The following is an 18,064-nucleotide window of genomic DNA, read 5'->3' as shown; positions in this document are numbered from 1 at the left end:
TCAGCCCGGATAGATCCAGTGCTCCGGCAGATGCGCCGTAATGGCATCGCCCGGCAGGATGCGCCCCGGCAGTTCGACGAAAGCGACAAGGCCGCGCAGATATTGCGCGGTCTTCGGGAACAGCAGATCGAGCCCTTCGCGCTCCGGCACATGCTCCGCAATCTTGCGGCCAGCAGCCCGGCAGGGTGAATTGTAGCCATCCACCCGCAAAACAGCCCCGCTCTCAAACACGAGCCGGGTGCGCGGCGGCAGCAGGCTGAGGCTGGGGATGCCTTGCGTCACCACATTGCCGCCGATCCAGCCGGCGGGCAGCGCATCCAGTTCCATCCGCGAGGCAATCAGCGTCAGTTCCTCCACCGACAGGATGGAGAGCTGACGCTCGTTCACCATCACCGTGCCGCGGGGATACCAGGGCTCGCGCCCGCCCGAGCGCCGGGTGCGTCCGCCATGCCGGTCGCCTTCGATGCCGTCAAAACCAAGATCCAGCGCCGCGCAGGTCTCCGTCGCAAAATCTGATTTCTTCGCCGTTCGCAGCACTTCGGCCGTCTTGCCGGAAATCTTGCGCGCAGGCACCCGTTGCAGCCGCGCCAGCCTGTCCTCAAGCGCCGCATGCCCGGCCTCACCTGTCTCCACATTCATGACGCCTTGCCCCTCAAGTTTTCCGGCTTCACCCAAGGCCGGATACTTAGCGCATGCAGGCGGGAGCGGCCAATGAATTGGCGTGAAGTGAGTATCACGCAAATTGCACGGCGAAGGCGCACAATCTCGGCCGCATTGCGTCCTGCCGGAGGAGGAACAGACCCTCCAAGGAGATCCGAATGAGCACCAGCAGCGTCACCCTGAATCTCGTCAATCTGCGCGGGAAGCCAACGGCCCCAGACGAAGATATCTACATCCTGCTGACCGGCGAGGACGTCACAGGTCTGACCGGCATCACGCTTGGCGCGGTTACGTCCCTGTCGCAGATCACGAACGCCGCCATCAGCTTCACCACCATCAAATCCGGACGGCTCTATGCGGGGCTCGGCCCGTTCCCCAATCCGCCCACCCCGACCGGCGGCTTCTACTACGGCTGGATCGAGTTCAGCTGCCTGACGGCGGGAGACAACCTCTGGATCAACATGTCGAATGTGGATCTGCTCGGCCTGCCGCTCGCCATTGCGGGCACGGAGGCCGGAGGGGGCAGCTTCTCGCTCGGCTACAAGGACCCGATGACCCCTACCCTCATCAACACCATGAAGAATTCGGTTCTGACGAAACATGGACAGGGCGCGGTGATCACCACGGTTTCCGGCCAGCAGCTGGTGATCGGGCCCACCATCATACCCTCAGCATATCCCGACATGACCCCCTACGTGGTGAGCCTCGTCAAGGCCAATGCCCCCGTCACCATCGTTTCCGACACCCCGCCCGGCGGTTCTCCCGAGACCTTTACCGGCAACTTCCAGGCAGCCGATCCGAAAACCGGCGTGATCCTCTCCCTGAAGGGCGACCAGGGCGACACATTCGAGCTGACGGCGATCAACCTCAGCAGTTCGATCATCTACCGCTGCGATGGCGGCACCATCATCTTCAATGGCCGCGTCGTGCCGCAGAACCGCACGTCAAAGAATGACCCATCCGGCCAGCCAGCCTCACAGATCATCAGCAACTCGGTGTTCCGCAACCTGATGATCGGCTTCAACGAGGGCTATTTCACCCCCACAGGGCCCAACAACTCCAGCCAGTTTCCGGGCCAGACGCCTTTCGCCGGCGGCAATGGCAACCTCTATGCGCAGGCGATCCACAACGGCACCAATTCCTATGGTTTTCCCTATGCGGACAGCAATCTGAAGGTGCTCATCCAGGCAGATCCGGCCCAGCCGGTGACCGTCTCGATCCTCGCCGACAGCATGGCCTATGGCTACACGGACAATCCGGGCGGCGGCAGCAATCAGCCCTCCAGCGGCACCTACCAGTTCGGCATCGGGTCAGGCAGCGGCGCGCTGGGGGCAATCCGCATCGGCAACTGGGTCTATGAGCCTTCCGCCAACACGGCGGGAAGCCCGGGGGGCGCCTACGGCGGCTTCCTGCCGGACCTGACGGAGTGGACACAGATGCAGTTCACCGGCGCCGGCCCCGGCGCTTACATCTGGGTGAAGAACGGCCAGATCGAGACAGGCGGCTGCCTGAATGCCGCCGGCAGCTGGAATGACAGCAAGACCGTCTACAGCTGGCCGGCCAACCTGCAATGGGTGCCGGGCGCCACAGCTCCTGCCCAACCCACGAGTTGAGACAGCGCCTGCCGCAGCAGCCGGCCTGTGCTGCGGCAGGCCTTCAAAAAAGACAGCAGACGTAAACACTCTGGCATTACCATGCGTCCCCAACGGCATGCTGGGGCAGCCTGTAGGGACTGGGGGCGTGGAATGATGGCGTTTGCGGACAAAGTTGGACACGGGTTGACCGCGGCAGCGCACCGCTTCTCCAGCATGATCCTGTGCCTGAGCCTGGCTGGCGCCCTCACCGGCGCCGCAGCTTCAGGCCCCGCCTCAGCCCAAGACACGGCAACAGGCAGCAGCGCGGCAGCCATCGCCATGAATGACGCGATGCAGGAGAGTTTCCAGCTGCGCGGCGCGCTGCAGCAGCTGGCCGCAGAACTGCCCACCCTGCCGGGAAAAATGGCGGCAACGCTCCGCGCCATGTCGCCGGATGGCTCGCTGGACTGGCTCTGGTCCGCCTTTGCCCTATTGGCAGCAGCGCTGGTTGCGGGCACAGCCGTGCAGGCCCTGTTCCGCCGCTGGGCAGAGGCGGTTTATCTCCACCGCTTTCCCCCGGCGCCCGAAACCCGCGCGGGCAAGGTCGCCTTCCTGCTCGGGCGCGGCGCGGTGATGCTGCTGGAACTGGTTGTCTTCCTGATCACCGCCTGGCTGGTGGCCGTGCTGCTGCATGAGGATCTGCATGCCTCCCGGGTGACCGTGCAGATCGGCATTCTGGGCTTCACCGCCTGGAGCCTGATCCGGCTGATCCTGTTCAACATCATTGCGCCGGACACCCCCTCCTGCCGCATGCTGGCCTTTGACGATCAGTCCGCCGCAAGGCTCAACACGGCGCTGGTCACCGGGCTCGGCCTCTCGGCCTTCGTCATCTCGCTCTCCATCTGGATGCGCGCCCTCGGGCTGGAGGCCAGTGCGCACAAGGTGGCGCTCGTCTTCTCTGCCGCCCTGTCGACCTGCATTCTCTCCACCATTGCCATTGTCTGGCGCAAGAGCGTCGCCAATGCCATCATGGGAGGCGCAGAGGACGAAAGCGCAGTGCACACTGCCCTCCACTTCATCGCCAGCATCTGGCACGTGATGGCGATCCTGTATTTCCTCTTCGCCTTCGGCACGGCCAGCTTCCGCATCCTCCTCGACCGGCCTTTTGCCACCGGCCTTGTCAGCGCGCCGGTGCTGGTGCTGGTGGCCGCGCTGCTGCTGCAGGCCGTGCTGATGCTGCTGATCGACCGGCTGCTGCCGCGCCTCGACACGCGCAGGGCGAAGGCCGTGCTGATGGATGACCTTGCCCGCGCCGAGACAGCGGCCGGAGAAGCCCCAGACACCACCGCCAATGCCTCACAGGCCGAAGCCGAAGCGCTGGAGGCAGAGGCCGCCCGCGCCCCCTACCGCGCGCTTTTCGACCATGGCGCGGCCATCCTCACCCTCGTCTTTTCCGCCTGGCTGCTGCTCAAGGTCTGGGGCATCTCGATCCACGACCAAAGCTCCATCCTCGGCAACCTGATGGAGGTGGCCATCGTCGGCTTCCTTGGCTACATGGCCTATCAGGCGGTGGAAATCGCCGTTGCGCAGGCGGTGCGGCGGGACCTCCAGCGCCCGGATGCGTCCACCCACGCGCCCGGAGAAATGGAGATAGGCGGCACCGGCGACAGCCGCCTCTCCACCCTGCTGCCGATCTTCCGCAACTTCCTGCTGATCACCATCGTGGTGATCTCGGGCATGCTGATCCTGTCGCAGATCGGCATCGACATTGCCCCGCTGTTCGCCGGTGCCGGTGTCGTCGGTCTTGCCATCGGCTTTGGCGCGCAGACGCTGATCCGGGATATCTTCTCCGGCGCCTTCTATCTGATCGATGACGCCTTCCGCAAAGGCGAGTACATCGACATCGGCAGCGCCAAGGGCACCGTGGAGAAAATCTCCATCCGCTCCATGCAGCTGCGCCACCACCGCGGCGCGCTGACGACCGTGCCCTTCGGCGAAATCAAGCACGTGCAGAATTACTCGCGCGACTGGGCCATCATGAAGCTCGCCTTCCGCGTCACCTATGACACGGACACCGAGAAGATGCGCAAGATCATCAAGAAATTCGGCCAGGATCTGCTGGATGATCCCTATTACGGGCCGATGTTCCTCGATCCGCTGAAGTCGCAGGGCATCCTCTCCATGGAGGACAGCGCCATGATTGCGCGGGTGAAGTTCATGTCAAAACCCGGCAAGCAATTCGAGCTGCGCAAGGTGGTCTATGCCGGGCTGCAGGACCTGTTCGAGAAAAACGGCATCCGCTTTGCTCACCGGGAAGTCACCGTCCGCGTCGCCGATGCAGGCGGCAACCTGCTGCCCGCCCCCACTCCGGCCCAGATCGCCAGCGCTGCCGCCGGCGCCCATGCAGGGCTTGCAGCGGCGGAGGCCGGCGGCCAGGGACAGGATCCACAGTAGCAGGTACGCCCCAGCCCCCTTCCGGCGAAGCCAGTTCAGGAAGCCTTGCCTGCGAGCAGCATCTCCCGCGCGGCCAGGAATGCCTCCCGCAGCGCCTTGTGGCCCTCCAGGCCCTCCAATGCGTAGCTGTTGAGAAACTGGCGTCCCGCAAACAGCCTCTGATCAACGGGGCTGAGTTCAGCCTCAGCGCAGGCTGTCTGCCAGTTCCCGGCGATGATGTTGATCTGCTGTTCGATCAACGCTGCCGCCTCCGCTGGCTTGAGATGAAAGTCCTGAGTTGCAGCCAGCAGAGTGGCCAGCGTGCTGGCACGCGCATCGCCCTTGATCAGCATGGCCTGCGAGGCTTCGTTGCCCGTGCGCCCTTGCGGACAAATGTCATAGGCCGGTGTCAAGGTCAGCATTCTGCCATCCCAGAAGGCGGCATGATTGCGGGCGTGGTCATCCGTGTTGCCGCACAGCACATTGAAGCACATACGCCCGTACAGTTCCCGGAGTGTGGCCTTGGGATCTGTAAAGCGGTGGCGGATCAGTTCGGCAAGATCTTCATAGGACGCATAGCGGGCCATCATTTCATCAAGGCCCAGCATCGTCAGGCCCGAAACCATGGCATGCCTCGTCCAGCCATCCCTCGCCGGGGTCCTGTCGAAGCGCTCGATCAGCAATACGTCCTTGTGGGCGGCACGGGTCAGCGAGACCGGCGCTGCATTCAAGCCGCAGGCTCTGGCCAGGGTCATCGCAATGAACTCGCCTTTCACAACGCTGTAGGTATCGTTGCTGGCCGAGAACTTGGCGATGAGCTTCTTCGCCCCGTCATCAATCATTGCCTTGGGCCGCGCCCCGCCGATCGACGTGCCATGCCGGAGCGCCTGATCGAGCGCAGGAGGCAGTGGCCTGCCTTTTTCAATGAGGCCAGCCGCCTCCATCAGCTCATCAAGCGAGGCCCCTGCTGAAAGCCTTGGAACAAACTCGGTGGCCGATGCCTGAAAATCCAGAGCGCCAATACGGTCTGATCCTGACTGGAGAAGAAAGGTCAGCTCGCTGAGTTCAGGCACCCGGTCCGCATCTGGCTTCAAGCCTGTCAGCCTGTTGATGATGACCCGTCGTCCCCAGGCATCGGGCGAGCCATCGCGAATACAACTGGCCATCTGCAGACCCGGCGCAGGGGCAATCACACCTTCCTGCAGCGGCAGTTCCGGCTCATAGATGGCAACGGCATTCCTGCGGGCGCGGTAGCTGGCGCCATAGGTGAAGAACAGGCGCCCGCCGTCCTGATCGAGGCGGCCAGCCACCACCGGCTCCGTTGCACCCGGCAGCCAGATCCAGACAAAGGCTTGGCTGGCTGCCGCCCTAGAAGTCATCATCAGGCTCCTTCACCTTGGGCCGCACACTCTTGGGCAGCAGGGTCAGTTTCTCGTCAAGACGGGCATTTTCCCTCTGCAGACTACGCTCATCAGGGTCAAACAGGCGGACCCCGGCGAGCGCAGCGACCTCGAAGACGATGCCGATTTCAGGCCCTGCTGCTCCCTTCTCGATGCTGGAGAGCGTTGTGCGGCTGATACCGGCCCGTTCCGCCAGTTCCTGTGCGGTCATGCCGCGCTCGATGCGCCCGGCACGGATCAGCTTGCCAAGCATCGCAAGCGCCTGGCGGGTCCCCCTCGAATAGCTTCTCTGACGCGGCATGGAGATCGTCTGTTTGTTCATTTGAATGAACACAAAAAGCTTTGCGTTCATAATTATGGACATCCTGCCTGATTTTTCGAGCTACATCAAGCCACGTCCAAAGTTTTGGCCGCAAGTGCCGCTCACGTCCATAATTTTGGACACGTTTCACACTCAACGCCCCACCAAAACAAAAATCCCCGGGCCACCGGCCCGGGGATTTTCCTTTTGCAAAACTGCAGCTTGAAACCACTTTACACCAAGGCTTTCGATGCTCACGCATCACGCCTTGAAAATGCTCAAGCGCCGCACGGGCTTAACCAGCTCTCGATGAGCCGAGCTCATCGAGAGCTGGCATTAGTCTCAGCGCGTCAGCGGCTTGTACTTGATGCGGCTCGGGTCGGCGGCGTGGGCGCCGAGGCGGCGGACCTTGTCCTTCTCGTAGTCCTCGAAGTTGCCCTCGAACCATTCCACATGGCTGTTGCCTTCAAAGGCGAGCATGTGGGTGGCAAGGCGGTCGAGGAACATGCGGTCGTGCGAGATGACCACGGCGCAACCGGCGTAGTTTTCCAGCGCGTCTTCGAGGGCGGCCAGCGTCTCGGTGTCGAGGTCGTTGGTCGGCTCGTCAAGCAGCAGAACGTTGGCGCCCTGCTTCAGCACCTTGGCGAGGTGCACGCGGTTGCGCTGACCGCCGGAGAGGTCGCCCACCTTGGCCTGCTGGGCCGGGCCCTTGAAGTTGAAGGACGAGCAATAGGCGCGGGAGTTGATTTCCTTGCCGTCGAGATAAATGATCTCGTTGCCGTCGGAGATTTCTTCCCAGACCGTCTTGTTCGGGTCCAGCTTGTCGCGCGACTGGTCCACATAGCCCAGATGCACGGTGTCGCCGATGATGACTTCACCGCTGTCCGGCTTTTCCTGGCCGGTGAGCATCTTGAACAGGGTGGTCTTGCCCGCACCGTTCGGCCCGATGATGCCGACGATGCCGCCGCGCGGCAGCTTGAAGGACAGGTCCTCGATGAGCAGGCGGTCGCCGAAGCCCTTGGAGACGTTCTTCAGCTCGATGACGTTGGCGCCAAGGCGCTCGCCCACCGGAATGAGGATCTGCTCGATCGTCGGCATACGGCCTTCCTGCGCCGCCACCAGATCCTCATAAGCGCGGATACGCGCCTTGGACTTGGTCTGGCGGCCCTTCGGCGACATGCCCATCCACTCGCGCTCGCGCGCAATCGCCTTGGAGCGGGCCATGTTCTCGCGGCCTTCCTGCTCCATGCGCTTGGTCTTCTTCTCCAGATAGGCGGAGTAGTTGCCCTCGTAGGGGATGCCCTGGCCGCGGTCCAGCTCCAGGATCCAGCCGGTGACGTTGTCGAGGAAGTAGCGGTCGTGGGTGATGATCAGCACGGAGCCCTTGAACTCGCGCAGGTGCCGCTCCAGCCAGTGAACGGTTTCAGCGTCCAGATGGTTGGTCGGTTCGTCGAGCAGCAGCAGGTCCGGCTCGCTCAGCAGCAGCTTGCACAGCGCCACGCGGCGGCGCTCACCGCCCGAAAGATTGTCCACCGGGCTGTCGGAGGGCGGGCAGCGCAGGGCTTCCATCGCCATCTCGACCTTGCTCTCAAGGTTCCACAGGTCTTCCGCGTCGATGATGTCCTGCAGCTTCGCGCCTTCCTCGGCCGTCTCGTCCGAGTAGTTCATCATCAGCTCGTTGTAACGGTCGACGATCGCCTGCTTGTGGGCGACACCTTCCATCACGTTTTCCAGAACGGTCTTGCCCTCGTCGAGCTTCGGCTCCTGCGGCAGATAGCCGACCTTGGCGCCTTCCGCCGCCCAGGCCTCACCGGTATAGTCCTTGTCGAGGCCGGCCATGATCTTGAGCAGGGTCGACTTACCGGCGCCGTTGGGGCCGAGAATACCGATCTTGGCATCCGGGTAGAACGACAGGTGAATGTTGTCGAGCACCTTCTTGCCGTTATAGGCCTTGTTGAGGCCATGCATGTGATAGATGAACTGGCGCGCCATGGGGCCTCGCATCTCCGTTTTGGAATTGTGCCGGGAATCTGATCGACAATTGATCGAAACTGGCCGCCCTTTTACGCCATGCAGCGGGCCGGGGCAATGGCGGTTGGTGAACAGGCCTTCCCTATAGACCTGCTCTCCCTTCACCCCCAGCGGTCCTTCAGCCCGTACCACCAGTAGGCCATCTGCAGGTAGTGGCGGCGCAGGGCGGGCAGCGGGAAACGGCGCAGGGGCGTGCGGACCGGCAGCGGCAGCTGCCAGGGGGAGCGGGCCTCCAGCGCCAGTTCCGCCGCCAGCGCCCCGGCATAGGAGCCCATGGCGACGCCGTTGCCGTGATAGGCGAGCGCTGCAAAGACGCCGGGCATGGCCGGTATGGGGCCGATATAGGGATTGAGATCCAGCGCCAGGCACACCCGCCCGGACCAGTGATGCGTGGCTTCAACATGGGCAAGCGCCGGGAACAGCCGGTCGAAGCCCTCACGGATGGCAAGGCGCAGCCGCGCCTCTTCCCCAGCCGTGCCGAAAATGCCGCCGCGCATGCCGAACAGCATCCGCCCGTCCGGCAGCAGGCGGAAGTAATGCAGCAGCGTGCGGGCATCGGAGGCCATCACGGGACTGGTCCAGCCCTGTGTCACCATCTCCACAGCCGTCAGCGGCCGGGTGACCATGACATTGGACAGAACCGGCAGCAGGCGCCCTTCCAGCCAGGGCAGCAGGCTCTCGTCCGTATAGCCGTTGCTGGCGAGGATCACACGGCGGGCATGAACGGTGCCTTTCGGCGTATCCAGCCGCCAGCGGCCCAGCTCTGGCCGGATATCCGTCACCGGCGAGCGGGCAAAGATGGGCTGGCCCGCCGCACGCAGCGCCCTTGCAAGGCCGCGCACATATTTCAGCGGATGAAGGCCGAAGCCATGGGGATAGAACAGCCCGCCATATGTGTCCGCCGCCCTCAGGCCCCTCGCCTCCAGTGCCGTTTCATCCAGCAGCTGCGTGCCGAGGCCGAAACGGGCATTGACGAAGGCGCCCTCCTCTTCCAGCGCCTTCAGGGCAGAGCGCTTGTGCGCCAGCACCACCTCGCCACTGCCGGAACGGTCCGCATGGATGGAATGGGTGCCGAGCAGCGCCGACACATGGTCAATCGCCTCACGCTGCATGTGGGAAAAGCGCTCCGCCTCCCGCCCGCCATAGCTTTCCACCATGTCTTCCGGCGAGCGCTTGGAGCCGCCAAGGCAACAGAAGCCGCCGTTGCGGCCCGAGGCGCCGAAGCCCACGTGATGGCGGTCCAGCACCACGGTGGAAGCGCCCAGCGCCTGCGCCCGCAAGGCCGCGTTAAGCCCGGTGAAGCCCGCACCGATGATGGCCACATCCACCGCCAGTGCCTCTTCCAGCTCCGGATCTGCATGATCATACGGGGCGGCACCGGCAGCGCTGTCTTCCCAGTAACTGCCGGTGGGTCCGCCGCCGTCTGCCTGCATGGTTCAGAAGCCCAGCCGGTCGCGCAGGGAAAACCAGGTCATCGCCAGCACCAGCAGCGGGAAGCGGAAGCGCGAGCCGCCGGGGAAGGAAGGCACCTTGATCCGCTCGAACACCTCGAAGCGGCCCGTCTGCCCGCTGACGGCCTCACCGATCAGCCGACCGGCAAGGCAGGCCATCGCCACCCCGTGGCCGGAATAGCCCGAGGCGGTGATCACATTGGGCGAAAGCCTTGCGAAGAAGGGCATGCGCTTGGGCGTGATCGCCAGCGTGCCGCCCCAGCCGAAATCAATGCCGATGTCCGCCAGCTGCGGAAACACCTTGGCCATGGGCTTGCGCACGAAGGCGGCAATGTCGGAGGGGAAGCGGTAGCCGTAATTCTCGCCGCCGCCGAACAGCAGCCGGTGATCGCCGCTCATGCGGAAATAATTGATGACGAACTTGCTGTCCGCCACCGCAACGCCGTCCCGGATCAGCGATTGCGCCCGCTCTGCCCCCAGCGGCTCCGTGGCGATGATGTAATTGTTGATCGGCATGACACGGGCCGACACCTTGGGCTCCAGCCGGCCGAGATAGCCGTTGCAGGCGAGCACCATGTGGCTGGCGGTCACCTCGCCCGCTTCCGTCTTCACCACAACGCGGGAGGGGCTGGCCGTGTAGCTGGTTACCCTTGTGCGCTCGAAGATCTGCGCCCCGGCGGCCACCGCCGCCGCGCCGATGCCCAGCGCGAAATTCAGCGGATGCAGGTGCCCTGCCCCACGATCGAGGATGCCGCCGTGATAGAGCGGGCTCGCCAGCCGCTGGCGCACGGCATCGCGCCCCAGCACCTCGTTGCCCTCATAGCCGTAGACCTGTTCCAGATGCCTTGCATAGTCCGCATGGTCACGGGCAATGTCAGGGCGGTGGTCCACATAGAGGATGCCCGGCCGGTAGTCGCAGTCAATCGCATGGTCGCGGATCAGGTCCTGCACCACGGCCTTGGATTCCTCGGCCAGATCCCACAGGAGCCGGGCATCGGACTTGCCGAGCATGTCCTCCAGCGTGATCTGGTCGAGCCGCTGGCCCGAACCAACCTGCCCGCCATTGCGCCCCGAAGCGCCCCAGCCGATGCGGTTCGCCTCCAGCACCACCACCGAATGGCCGGACTGCGCCAGCGACAGCGCCGCCGAAAGCCCGGTAAAGCCTGCGCCGATCACCACCACATCGGCCTGAACGGAGCCTTGCAGCACCGGATGACCGCTCCGCCGGCTCGCGGTTGCGGCATACCAGGACGAGGGGTGATGCCCCGGGCGGTCATTCGCGGTCAGAAGATCAAGCTGCGGCAAACTGAAGACCCCGGTTGGCACATCCGCACCCCTCCTGCCCTCGAAGGTGCCATGCAACCGTAAGACAGGCCGAAGCCCTTGTGAAGCTTGCCATTACGGCATGGGAGAAGAAAAAATGCGGGGTTGTCCGCCCTCACTTTCCCAGGCTGGCCAGAAGGGCGCTGATTTCGGCGAGGACTGGACCGGTCGCATCGCCAAGGCTGTTGCCGCGGCAGATGGTAATGCTGAGGGTTTCGGTCAGGCGGCGGCTGGCGAGCGGGCGGAAGACAAGGTTGCCGGCTTCGACATCGGCGCAGACGTCGATCCAGGTGAGAAAGCCGATCCCCTTGCCGCGCCGGAGCATGTTCAGCAGTGCGCCGATGGAATTGCTGTTGAACCTGACGCGCGGATTGACGCGCACGCTCAGGATTTCAGCCAAGAGCCGGGTATGCATGGACAGCGCGGCACTCGGCAGGCACAGCGGCCATTGCAGCGCCTCGGACAGGGAAACCGGCCCCTCCCCTTCCGGGCCGGAGCCGGGGGCATAGACGACGCCCAGATGGTATTCCTCGCTCTGCACCACGGCGAGGCGGGACAGCCGGGGCATGTTGAAGGCGACGATCAGATCCAGATCCAGCGCCTCCGCCCTGTCGATGATGTCCCGTGTCGTGCCGACCGTCAGTTCCAGTTCCACCACACCGAAAACCGCCTCCAGACGGTCCATGAGCGGATGCACGAGTGTGGGAACCAGCCCTTCCATCACCCCCATGCGCAAGCGCAGGTCCATTGCCAGCTTGGTCTGCTGAAGACGCTGGCTGAAGTTGGTGTCCGCCTCCATCCAGCGCAGGGCCTGATTGCGCAATTCCTCGCCTGCGGCCGTGAGCGCAACCCCGCTCGTACTGCGCACCAGCAGCGGCGCGCCATAGCTGCGCTCAAGTATCAGCATCTGCCGGCCCAGCGCGGGAGCTGAAATATTCAGCCGCTCGGCGGCCGCGCGGATGGAATCCGACTGGGACACCACGATGAAGGATCTGATCTCACGCGAGAATGCGGACATGGCGCCTGCCTGACGAGCCCGTGGAAAGTTTTTTGTTCCACGATGCAAAATTCTTTGTTCTTTTTTTAACACCGGTCAAGCCGCTACGCTCCCTCCATCATCAGGAAAAACACGGACGCAAGGCGGATGACAGTGGCTGGCGATGACATTCTTCTGCTGCGGGAAACCATCAGGATCGCGGGCGAGGCGCGCAAGGCCGGCAATCATCCGTTCGGCGCCCTGCTTGCCTCGGCAGATGGCGCGGTGCTGCTGACGAGCGGCAACACCTATCTGGAGGATCGCGGCACCGGCCATGCGGAACTCAATGTCGCCCGCGCTGCCGCCCGGTCCTATGAACCGGAATTCCTGGCCGCCTGCACGCTCTACACCTCGGTGGAACCCTGCAGCATGTGTGCGGGCGGCGTCTACTGGGCGGGCATCGGCCGGCTGGTTTACGGCATGTCGGAAGCCCGGCTTGGCGAACTGACCGGCAGCAACCCGGAGAACCTCACCATGTCGCTGCCCTGCCGCCATGTGCTGGCCGCGGGCCAGAGAACCGTGGCGGTCGAAGGCCCCTTCCCCGAACTCGAAGACGAGATTGCCGAGGCCCACAAAGATTTCTGGTGAAACGGGCTTTGGGCGGCACAGCACCCTCTGAGGAACAGGCAACGCGCGCCAGCCTCCCTGGCGACAGCAAAAGGACGGAACGATGACACAGCGCAAGACAGGACTTTCCCGCCTTTCCATCGCCCGCGGCCTGACGGCCTCCGCCATGCTGACAGGCACCTTCCTCGCCGGCATCAGCCTGTCCGGCGCGGCACTGGCGCTCGACAAGGTGACCTATCAGCTTGACTGGCTGCCGGGCGGCGACAAGGCCCCCATCTACGTCTGCATCCATGAAGGCTTCTGCAAGGACGCAGGTCTGGAAGTCACCCTTGAGCCGGGACGCGGCTCGTCCGAAGCCATCACCAAGCTGGCGACCGGCACCTCCGACATCGGCAGCGCCGGCATCGAAGCGCTGATGGCCGCACGGGCCACGGAAAAGGTGCCCGTGACGGCGGTGATGAACGTCTTCAACACCGGCCCCCATGCCTTCTACACGCTGCAAGGCTCCGGCATCACCTCGATCACGGATGTAAAAGGCAAATCGGTCGCCACTTCGCCCTTCACCTCTTCCAACGTGTTCCTGCCGCTGGTGCTGAAGGAAAACGGCATGTCGGAAGATGATATCACCCTCACCAAGGCCGACCCCGGCGCCCTCGGCCCGCTGCTGATGACCGGACAGGCCGATGCCATCATCGCCTGGCTGACGGATGTGTCACGCTACACCGGACAGGCGAAGGAAGCGGGCAAGGAGCTCGTCATCCTGCCCTGGGCCGATGCCGGGCTTGAGCTTTACTCCGCCTCCCTCGTTGCCTCGGATGCCTTCCTTGCCGAGCGGCCCGATGTGGCGAAGCGGTTCCTGGCAGCCTTCCAGAAGTCGCTGATCTTTGCCCATGACAACCCGGACAAGGCGGCCGAAGCCGTTGCCGCGGTCGTGCCGGAACTGACGGCTGAGGACGTCAAGGGATCCTGGCTCGATGCCTCCAAGCTTGCCTTCAACAGCAACACGGACAAATACGGCCTCGGCGCCTTCGACAAGGACAGGCTTGCCGCCACCTGGAGCCGGGTTGCCGAAGCCCAGGGCCTTGATGCGGCTGCCCTCGATCCGGAAACCATCGTCGACCGCTCCTTCCTGCCGGAGTAACGCCCGTGGCCCTCGTCAAGGACGCCATCTGCTTCGAAAATGCCGGTCAGACCTTTCTGACCGGTTCCGGCCCTCTCGTTGCGCTTGAGGATGTCAACCTCAGGATCGACCAGCACGAGTTCGTCGCCGTTCTTGGCCCCTCGGGCTGCGGCAAGTCCACGCTGCTGCGGCTGACGGCAGGGCTGATGAAGCCCACCGGCGGACGGGTGTCGGTTTTCGGGCTGGAGGTGGCGGGCCCGCGCGAGGACATCGGCATCGTCTTCCAGAATGCGACCTTGCTGCCCTGGGCCAGTGTGGAGGACAACGTCGTCTTTCCGGCCCGGCACATGCGCGGGCGGGTGGATGCGCAGGACCGCGAGCAGGCACGGCACATCATTGCCGCCGTGGGGCTGGCGGGGTTTGAAAAGCGGCTGCCGGGTGAACTCTCCGGCGGCATGCAGCAGCGCGTCGGCATCGCCCGCGCCCTGTTTCTCAATCCGGACATCCTGCTGATGGACGAGCCGTTCTCGGCCCTTGATGCCCTGACGCGCGACGCCATGGGCTACGAGCTGCTGCGCCTGTGGCAGGCAAGCCCGAAGACGGTGCTCTTCATCACCCATTCCATCCCCGAAGCGGTGCTTCTGGCCGACAGGGTGGTCGTGATGAGCCGGCGGCCGGGCCGCATCATCGCGGATCTGCCCGTACCCATGGGCCGCCCGAGAGACGAGAACGCACTCAGGACAGCGGAGATGCAGGACTACATGGCCCATCTGCGCAACTTGCTGATCCACCGGGAGGCCGCCTGACATGCGCGCAGAAACGACAAGCGTCGCAGGCAATGCGCCCGCTGCCCGCCATGGGGCGCAGCAAGCCCCACAAGGCCTGCACCTGCGCGAGCGGCTTGTGCGGATGCCTTTCGTGCTGCCGCTGCTCACCTTTGCCGCCCTGCTGGCCTTGTGGGAGGCAGGCACCTGGCTCTTTGCCGTGCCGAGCTACATCCTGCCTGCCCCCAGCCGCATTCTCGGCGGCTTTGCCGCGCTCGACATGAGCCGCTGGGTCACGCATGTCTGGGCCACCTTGCGGGTCGCCCTGCTGGGCTATGCAGCGGCAATCCTGATTTCGCTTCCCATCGCCATCAGCCTGTCCCGCTCCCCCCTTGCCTCCCGCGCTCTTTATCCGCTGCTGGTGGTCATCCAGTCCGTGCCGGTCGTGGCGGTGGCGCCGATCATCATCGTCGTGCTGGGCACGGGTGATGCGCCGCGTGTAGTCATCACCTTCATGATTTCCTTCTTTCCGCTGGTCGTGTCGATGACCACCGGTCTGATGGCAACGCCGCCGGAACTGATCGAGCTGTCGCGCAGCCTGCGGGCGCCCCGGCACCGGGAAATCCTGCAGATCCGCATGCCCTATGCCACGCCGCACATCTTCTCGGGGCTGAAGATCTCCATCACCCTGGCCGTCATCGGCGCCGTCGTCGGTGAATTCGTCGCCGCCGAACAGGGCCTCGGCTTCTTCATCCAGTTTTCCACCTCGATGTTCAGGCTGCCGCAGGCATGGGCCGGTCTGATGGTTCTGGTTGCCATGTCGCTGCTTCTGTTTCAGGCGGTCAGCCTGATCCAGCGGCTGTTCTTCCCCTGGTCCATGGCAAAGGCAGACAGATGAGCCTGCTGATCACCAACATCACCCATGGCTGGACTGGCGATGCCGCCGGCACCCGTTTCTCCGGTGCCATCCGTATCGAAGGCCAGAAGATTGCCGCCATCGGCGATCTTGCCCCGCTGCCAGACGAAGAGGTGATTGATGCCAGCGGCTGCGTGGTAACGCCCGGCCTCGTCAACACCCATCACCACCTGTTCCAGTCCGTCATGAAGGGCGTGCCCGCCGGCATGAACGTGCCGCTGGACGACTGGCTGGCGCAGGTGCCCTACCGGCTCTGGCCGCTGCTGGATGAAGACACTTTCCGGATCTCGGTGCGCATCGGCCTTGCCGAACTGGCGCTCAGCGGCGCCACCACCGTCTGCGACCATCACTACATCTTTTCCAGCCAGTATGACTACGATCCGGCAGCCGTCCTCTTCGAGGAAGCGGCAAGGCTGGGACTGCGCTTCGTTCTGGCACGCGGCGGCATGACGCGCGGGCGCAGCTTCACCGATCCGGACACGCCGCCTGCGCCGATGGAAACCCTCACCGGATTTCTCGACGGCATCAGCCGGGCCGCCAGCCTGTGGCATGATCCATCAGACATGGCGATGACACGGGTTGCCTGCGCCCCGGCAACACCGAACTTCAACTTCGATGCGCAGGCCCTGCCGGAGATCGCCCGGGAAGCGCGGCGCCTTGGCCTGAGGCTGCATGCGCATCTGTCGGAAAACGAGGCCTATGCCCGCCAGACATTGCGGGACTTCGGGCTGAGGCCCGTGCCCTGGCTCGCCCAGAAGGACTGGCTGGGCGAAGATGTCTGGTTTGCCCATCTCGTTGATCTCAGCCCTTATGAAGTGTCGCTTCTGGCCGAAACCGGAACGGCCATGGCCCATTGCCCGCAGGCCAATGCAAGGCTCGGCTCCGGCATCGCCCCGGCAGCGGCCCTTCACGCCGCAGGTGGCACCGTCTCACTGGCCGTGGACGGAGCCGGCGCCAACGAGGCCGCCGGTATGGGCATGGCCATGTACACGGCCTTCGCGCTGCACCGGGCCGCCCATGGCGTAGAGGCCCTGCGGCCGGAGGCCGTGCTGCACTGGGCGACGCAGGGCGGCGCCCGCACGCTCGGCCTTGGCGGCACCGGCCTGCTGGCCCCGGGCATGGCGGCGGACATCACCCTGTTCGATCTCGGAAGCCCTGCCTGTTTCGGCCTGCATGATCCGGCCCTTGCCCCCATGATCTGCGGCCCCTTGCAGGTGCGCCACAGCCTTGTTGCCGGCAGGCCGGTGGTGCAGGACGGGCGCCTGCCCGGCCTCAGCCTTCCGGATCTTGGCCTCGCCGCAGCGGAGGCAACCGCCCGGCTTGCCAATCAGAAGGAGATTCTACCTGCCTGATCCTCTCCCGCAAGGGAAGGATCAGGATTACCCCGGAGTAGAAGCTGTCAACGCCATCCCGGCGTGGGTCATTGCTCCTCAATCTCAAAGGAGACTACAGCATGACAACGGCACAAACCTACGGCCTTGCCGAACTGAACAAGGAAACCGGTTTCGGCGGCTATGGCGAGGAAGTGGAGCGCGACATTCCCCGCGTGGACATGTCGGACTACTTCACCCGCCAGGACGAGATCTCCGATGCCCTGTGGGATGCAGCCACCGGCATCGGCTTCTTCCAACTCACCGGACACGGCATTCCGCAGGCCCTCATTGACGAAGCTTTCGCTCTGTCCGAGGCCTTTTTCGATCTGCCGGCAGAGGTGAAGGGGAAATACCCGCTGCGGCCCGGCACCAATTCGGGCTGGGAATACAAGGCTCAGGTGCGCCCCTCCACCGGCACTCCGGACCACAAGGAAAGCTACCAGATCACCCTGCCGCGCATGCGCGATCTCTGGCCCACCGGGGAGGAACTGAACGGCTTCAAGGAAATCATGCTCGCCTTCGAGCGCCACAACTGGTCGCTGGCCATGAAGGTGCTGGACTGTTTCGCAGGCCGCCTGAACTTCCGCCCCGGCTTCTTCACGGATGGCCATGATCCGGACCGGGCCGAATACCAGTCCACCCTGCGCCTCATCCACTATCTCGGCATGGAAGACGCCAAGCCGGAGGACTTCAAGTTCTGGCGGGCGGGCGCCCATACGGACTTCGACTGCCTCACCCTGCTGCACCAGAAGGCCGGTCAGGGCGGCCTGCAGGTCTGCCCCGGCAAGGACAGCATGGGCCGCGCCATCGCCTGGACCGATGTGCCGCCGCTGGAAGGCGTGATCACCTGCAACATCGGCGACATGCTGATGCGCTGGTCGGACGACAAGCTCCTGTCCAACCTGCACCGGGTGCGCATGCCCAAGCCCGGCGAATATCTCGGCCCGCGCTACTCCATGGCCTATTTCGCACAGGCCAACATGGACACCGTGCTGGCCGGGCCGGAAGGCAAATACGAGCCCATGACCGCCCACGACTACATCCAGATGCGTCTCGGAGCGAACTTCGGCAAGAAGTGACGCGGGGCCTCCGATACCCGCGCATCAAGCCTTCAA

15 protein-coding genes are annotated in these 18,064 nt (G+C 64.3%); 8 read left to right on the top strand and 7 right to left on the bottom strand.

The window, feature by feature from the left end:
• Complete coding sequence (locus IF10I1_RS06380; protein ID WP_094463227.1) at positions 1-639, bottom strand: MOSC domain-containing protein; 639 nt, start codon at positions 637-639, stop codon at positions 1-3.
• 179 nt (positions 640-818) lie between these two features.
• Between IF10I1_RS06380 and IF10I1_RS06375 the strand changes: the two genes are divergently transcribed.
• Together IF10I1_RS06375 and IF10I1_RS06370 are read left to right on the top strand one after the other, a co-directional pair.
• Complete coding sequence (locus IF10I1_RS06375; RefSeq protein ID WP_186391105.1) at positions 819-2,273, top strand: beta-1,3-glucanase family protein; 1,455 nt, start codon at positions 819-821, stop codon at positions 2,271-2,273.
• A gap of 165 nt (positions 2,274-2,438) precedes the next feature.
• Positions 2,439-4,688 (top strand): mechanosensitive ion channel family protein, encoded by a 2,250-nt coding sequence (locus tag IF10I1_RS06370; RefSeq protein ID WP_208977237.1) that lies wholly within the window; start codon positions 2,439-2,441, stop codon positions 4,686-4,688.
• A 35-nt stretch (positions 4,689-4,723) separates the two neighbouring features.
• Here the strand turns inward: IF10I1_RS06370 and IF10I1_RS06365 are convergent, their stop codons facing one another.
• The 6 genes from IF10I1_RS06365 to IF10I1_RS06340 form a co-directional block, all read right to left on the bottom strand.
• Positions 4,724-6,046, bottom strand: a complete 1,323-nt coding sequence (locus tag IF10I1_RS06365; protein ID WP_186391107.1) for a type II toxin-antitoxin system HipA family toxin — start codon at positions 6,044-6,046, stop codon at positions 4,724-4,726.
• Entirely contained in the window at positions 6,036-6,320 is a 285-nt protein-coding gene (locus tag IF10I1_RS06360) for a helix-turn-helix transcriptional regulator (RefSeq protein ID WP_050474937.1), read from the bottom strand. Before IF10I1_RS06360 ends, IF10I1_RS06365 begins: the two co-directional genes overlap by 11 nt.
• 390 nt (positions 6,321-6,710) lie before the next feature.
• Positions 6,711-8,360, bottom strand: a complete 1,650-nt coding sequence (gene ettA, locus IF10I1_RS06355) for an energy-dependent translational throttle protein EttA (protein WP_122520501.1) — start codon at positions 8,358-8,360, stop codon at positions 6,711-6,713.
• A gap of 140 nt (positions 8,361-8,500) precedes the next feature.
• Entirely contained in the window at positions 8,501-9,832 is a 1,332-nt protein-coding gene (locus IF10I1_RS06350; RefSeq protein WP_186391108.1) for an FAD-binding oxidoreductase, read from the bottom strand.
• A 3-nt stretch (positions 9,833-9,835) separates the two neighbouring features.
• The gene (locus IF10I1_RS06345; RefSeq protein ID WP_186391341.1) at positions 9,836-11,155 is read right to left on the bottom strand and encodes an FAD-binding oxidoreductase; all 1,320 of its coding nucleotides are present in this window, start codon (positions 11,153-11,155) and stop codon (positions 9,836-9,838) included.
• Between the two features lie 133 nt (positions 11,156-11,288).
• Positions 11,289-12,191 carry a LysR family transcriptional regulator gene (locus tag IF10I1_RS06340; protein ID WP_050474911.1) on the bottom strand — a complete coding sequence of 301 codons (903 nt, stop codon included), beginning with the start codon at positions 12,189-12,191 and terminating at the stop codon, positions 11,289-11,291.
• 126 nt (positions 12,192-12,317) lie between these two features.
• Between IF10I1_RS06340 and IF10I1_RS06335 the strand changes: the two genes are divergently transcribed.
• The 6 genes from IF10I1_RS06335 (at position 12,318) to IF10I1_RS06310 (ending at position 18,028) form a co-directional block, all read left to right on the top strand.
• On the top strand, positions 12,318-12,797 hold the full coding sequence (locus IF10I1_RS06335) for a nucleoside deaminase (RefSeq protein ID WP_058899312.1): 480 nt from the start codon (positions 12,318-12,320) through the stop codon (positions 12,795-12,797).
• 145 nt (positions 12,798-12,942) lie between these two features.
• Positions 12,943-13,917: an ABC transporter substrate-binding protein gene (locus IF10I1_RS06330; protein WP_186391342.1), complete on the top strand. Its 975-nt coding sequence runs from the start codon at positions 12,943-12,945 to the stop codon at positions 13,915-13,917.
• A 5-nt stretch (positions 13,918-13,922) separates the two neighbouring features.
• Entirely contained in the window at positions 13,923-14,702 is a 780-nt protein-coding gene (locus IF10I1_RS06325) for an ABC transporter ATP-binding protein (protein WP_186391109.1), read from the top strand.
• A 1-nt stretch (position 14,703) separates the two neighbouring features.
• Complete coding sequence (locus tag IF10I1_RS06320) at positions 14,704-15,558, top strand: ABC transporter permease (RefSeq protein WP_186391110.1); 855 nt, start codon at positions 14,704-14,706, stop codon at positions 15,556-15,558.
• Entirely contained in the window at positions 15,555-16,928 is a 1,374-nt protein-coding gene (locus tag IF10I1_RS06315) for an amidohydrolase family protein (RefSeq protein ID WP_186391111.1), read from the top strand. Before IF10I1_RS06320 ends, IF10I1_RS06315 begins: the two co-directional genes overlap by 4 nt.
• Before the next feature lie 101 nt (positions 16,929-17,029).
• Positions 17,030-18,028, top strand: a complete 999-nt coding sequence (locus tag IF10I1_RS06310) for an isopenicillin N synthase family oxygenase (RefSeq protein ID WP_186391112.1) — start codon at positions 17,030-17,032, stop codon at positions 18,026-18,028.
• The last annotated feature ends 36 nt before the right edge of the window (positions 18,029-18,064 follow it).

Source organism: Pannonibacter sp. I15F10I1 (assembly GCF_900185665.1).
In the GTDB taxonomy this organism is placed as follows: domain Bacteria; phylum Pseudomonadota; class Alphaproteobacteria; order Rhizobiales; family Stappiaceae; genus Pannonibacter; species Pannonibacter indicus.
The sequence above is the reverse complement of the archived record's forward strand: the minus strand, read 5'-3'. Positions and strand labels throughout refer to the sequence as shown.

Excerpts from the sequence above, each read along its gene's own strand:
- IF10I1_RS06315 (WP_186391111.1), top strand. The coding sequence starts at position 15,555 with ATGAGCCTGCTGATCACCAACATCACCCATGGCTGGACTGGCGATGCC.
- IF10I1_RS06375 (WP_186391105.1), top strand. The coding sequence starts at position 819 with ATGAGCACCAGCAGCGTCACCCTGAATCTCGTCAATCTGCGCGGGAAG.
- IF10I1_RS06330 (WP_186391342.1), top strand. The coding sequence starts at position 12,943 with ATGCTGACAGGCACCTTCCTCGCCGGCATCAGCCTGTCCGGCGCGGCA.
- IF10I1_RS06360 (WP_050474937.1), bottom strand. The coding sequence starts at position 6,320 with ATGCTTGGCAAGCTGATCCGTGCCGGGCGCATCGAGCGCGGCATGACC.
- IF10I1_RS06335 (WP_058899312.1), top strand. The coding sequence starts at position 12,318 with ATGACAGTGGCTGGCGATGACATTCTTCTGCTGCGGGAAACCATCAGG.
- IF10I1_RS06365 (WP_186391107.1), bottom strand. The coding sequence starts at position 6,046 with ATGACTTCTAGGGCGGCAGCCAGCCAAGCCTTTGTCTGGATCTGGCTG.
- IF10I1_RS06320 (WP_186391110.1), top strand. The coding sequence starts at position 14,704 with ATGCGCGCAGAAACGACAAGCGTCGCAGGCAATGCGCCCGCTGCCCGC.
- IF10I1_RS06350 (WP_186391108.1), bottom strand. The coding sequence starts at position 9,832 with ATGCAGGCAGACGGCGGCGGACCCACCGGCAGTTACTGGGAAGACAGC.
- IF10I1_RS06340 (WP_050474911.1), bottom strand. The coding sequence starts at position 12,191 with ATGTCCGCATTCTCGCGTGAGATCAGATCCTTCATCGTGGTGTCCCAG.
- IF10I1_RS06380 (WP_094463227.1), bottom strand. The coding sequence starts at position 639 with ATGAATGTGGAGACAGGTGAGGCCGGGCATGCGGCGCTTGAGGACAGG.
- ettA (WP_122520501.1), bottom strand. The coding sequence starts at position 8,360 with ATGGCGCGCCAGTTCATCTATCACATGCATGGCCTCAACAAGGCCTAT.
- IF10I1_RS06310 (WP_186391112.1), top strand. The coding sequence starts at position 17,030 with ATGACAACGGCACAAACCTACGGCCTTGCCGAACTGAACAAGGAAACC.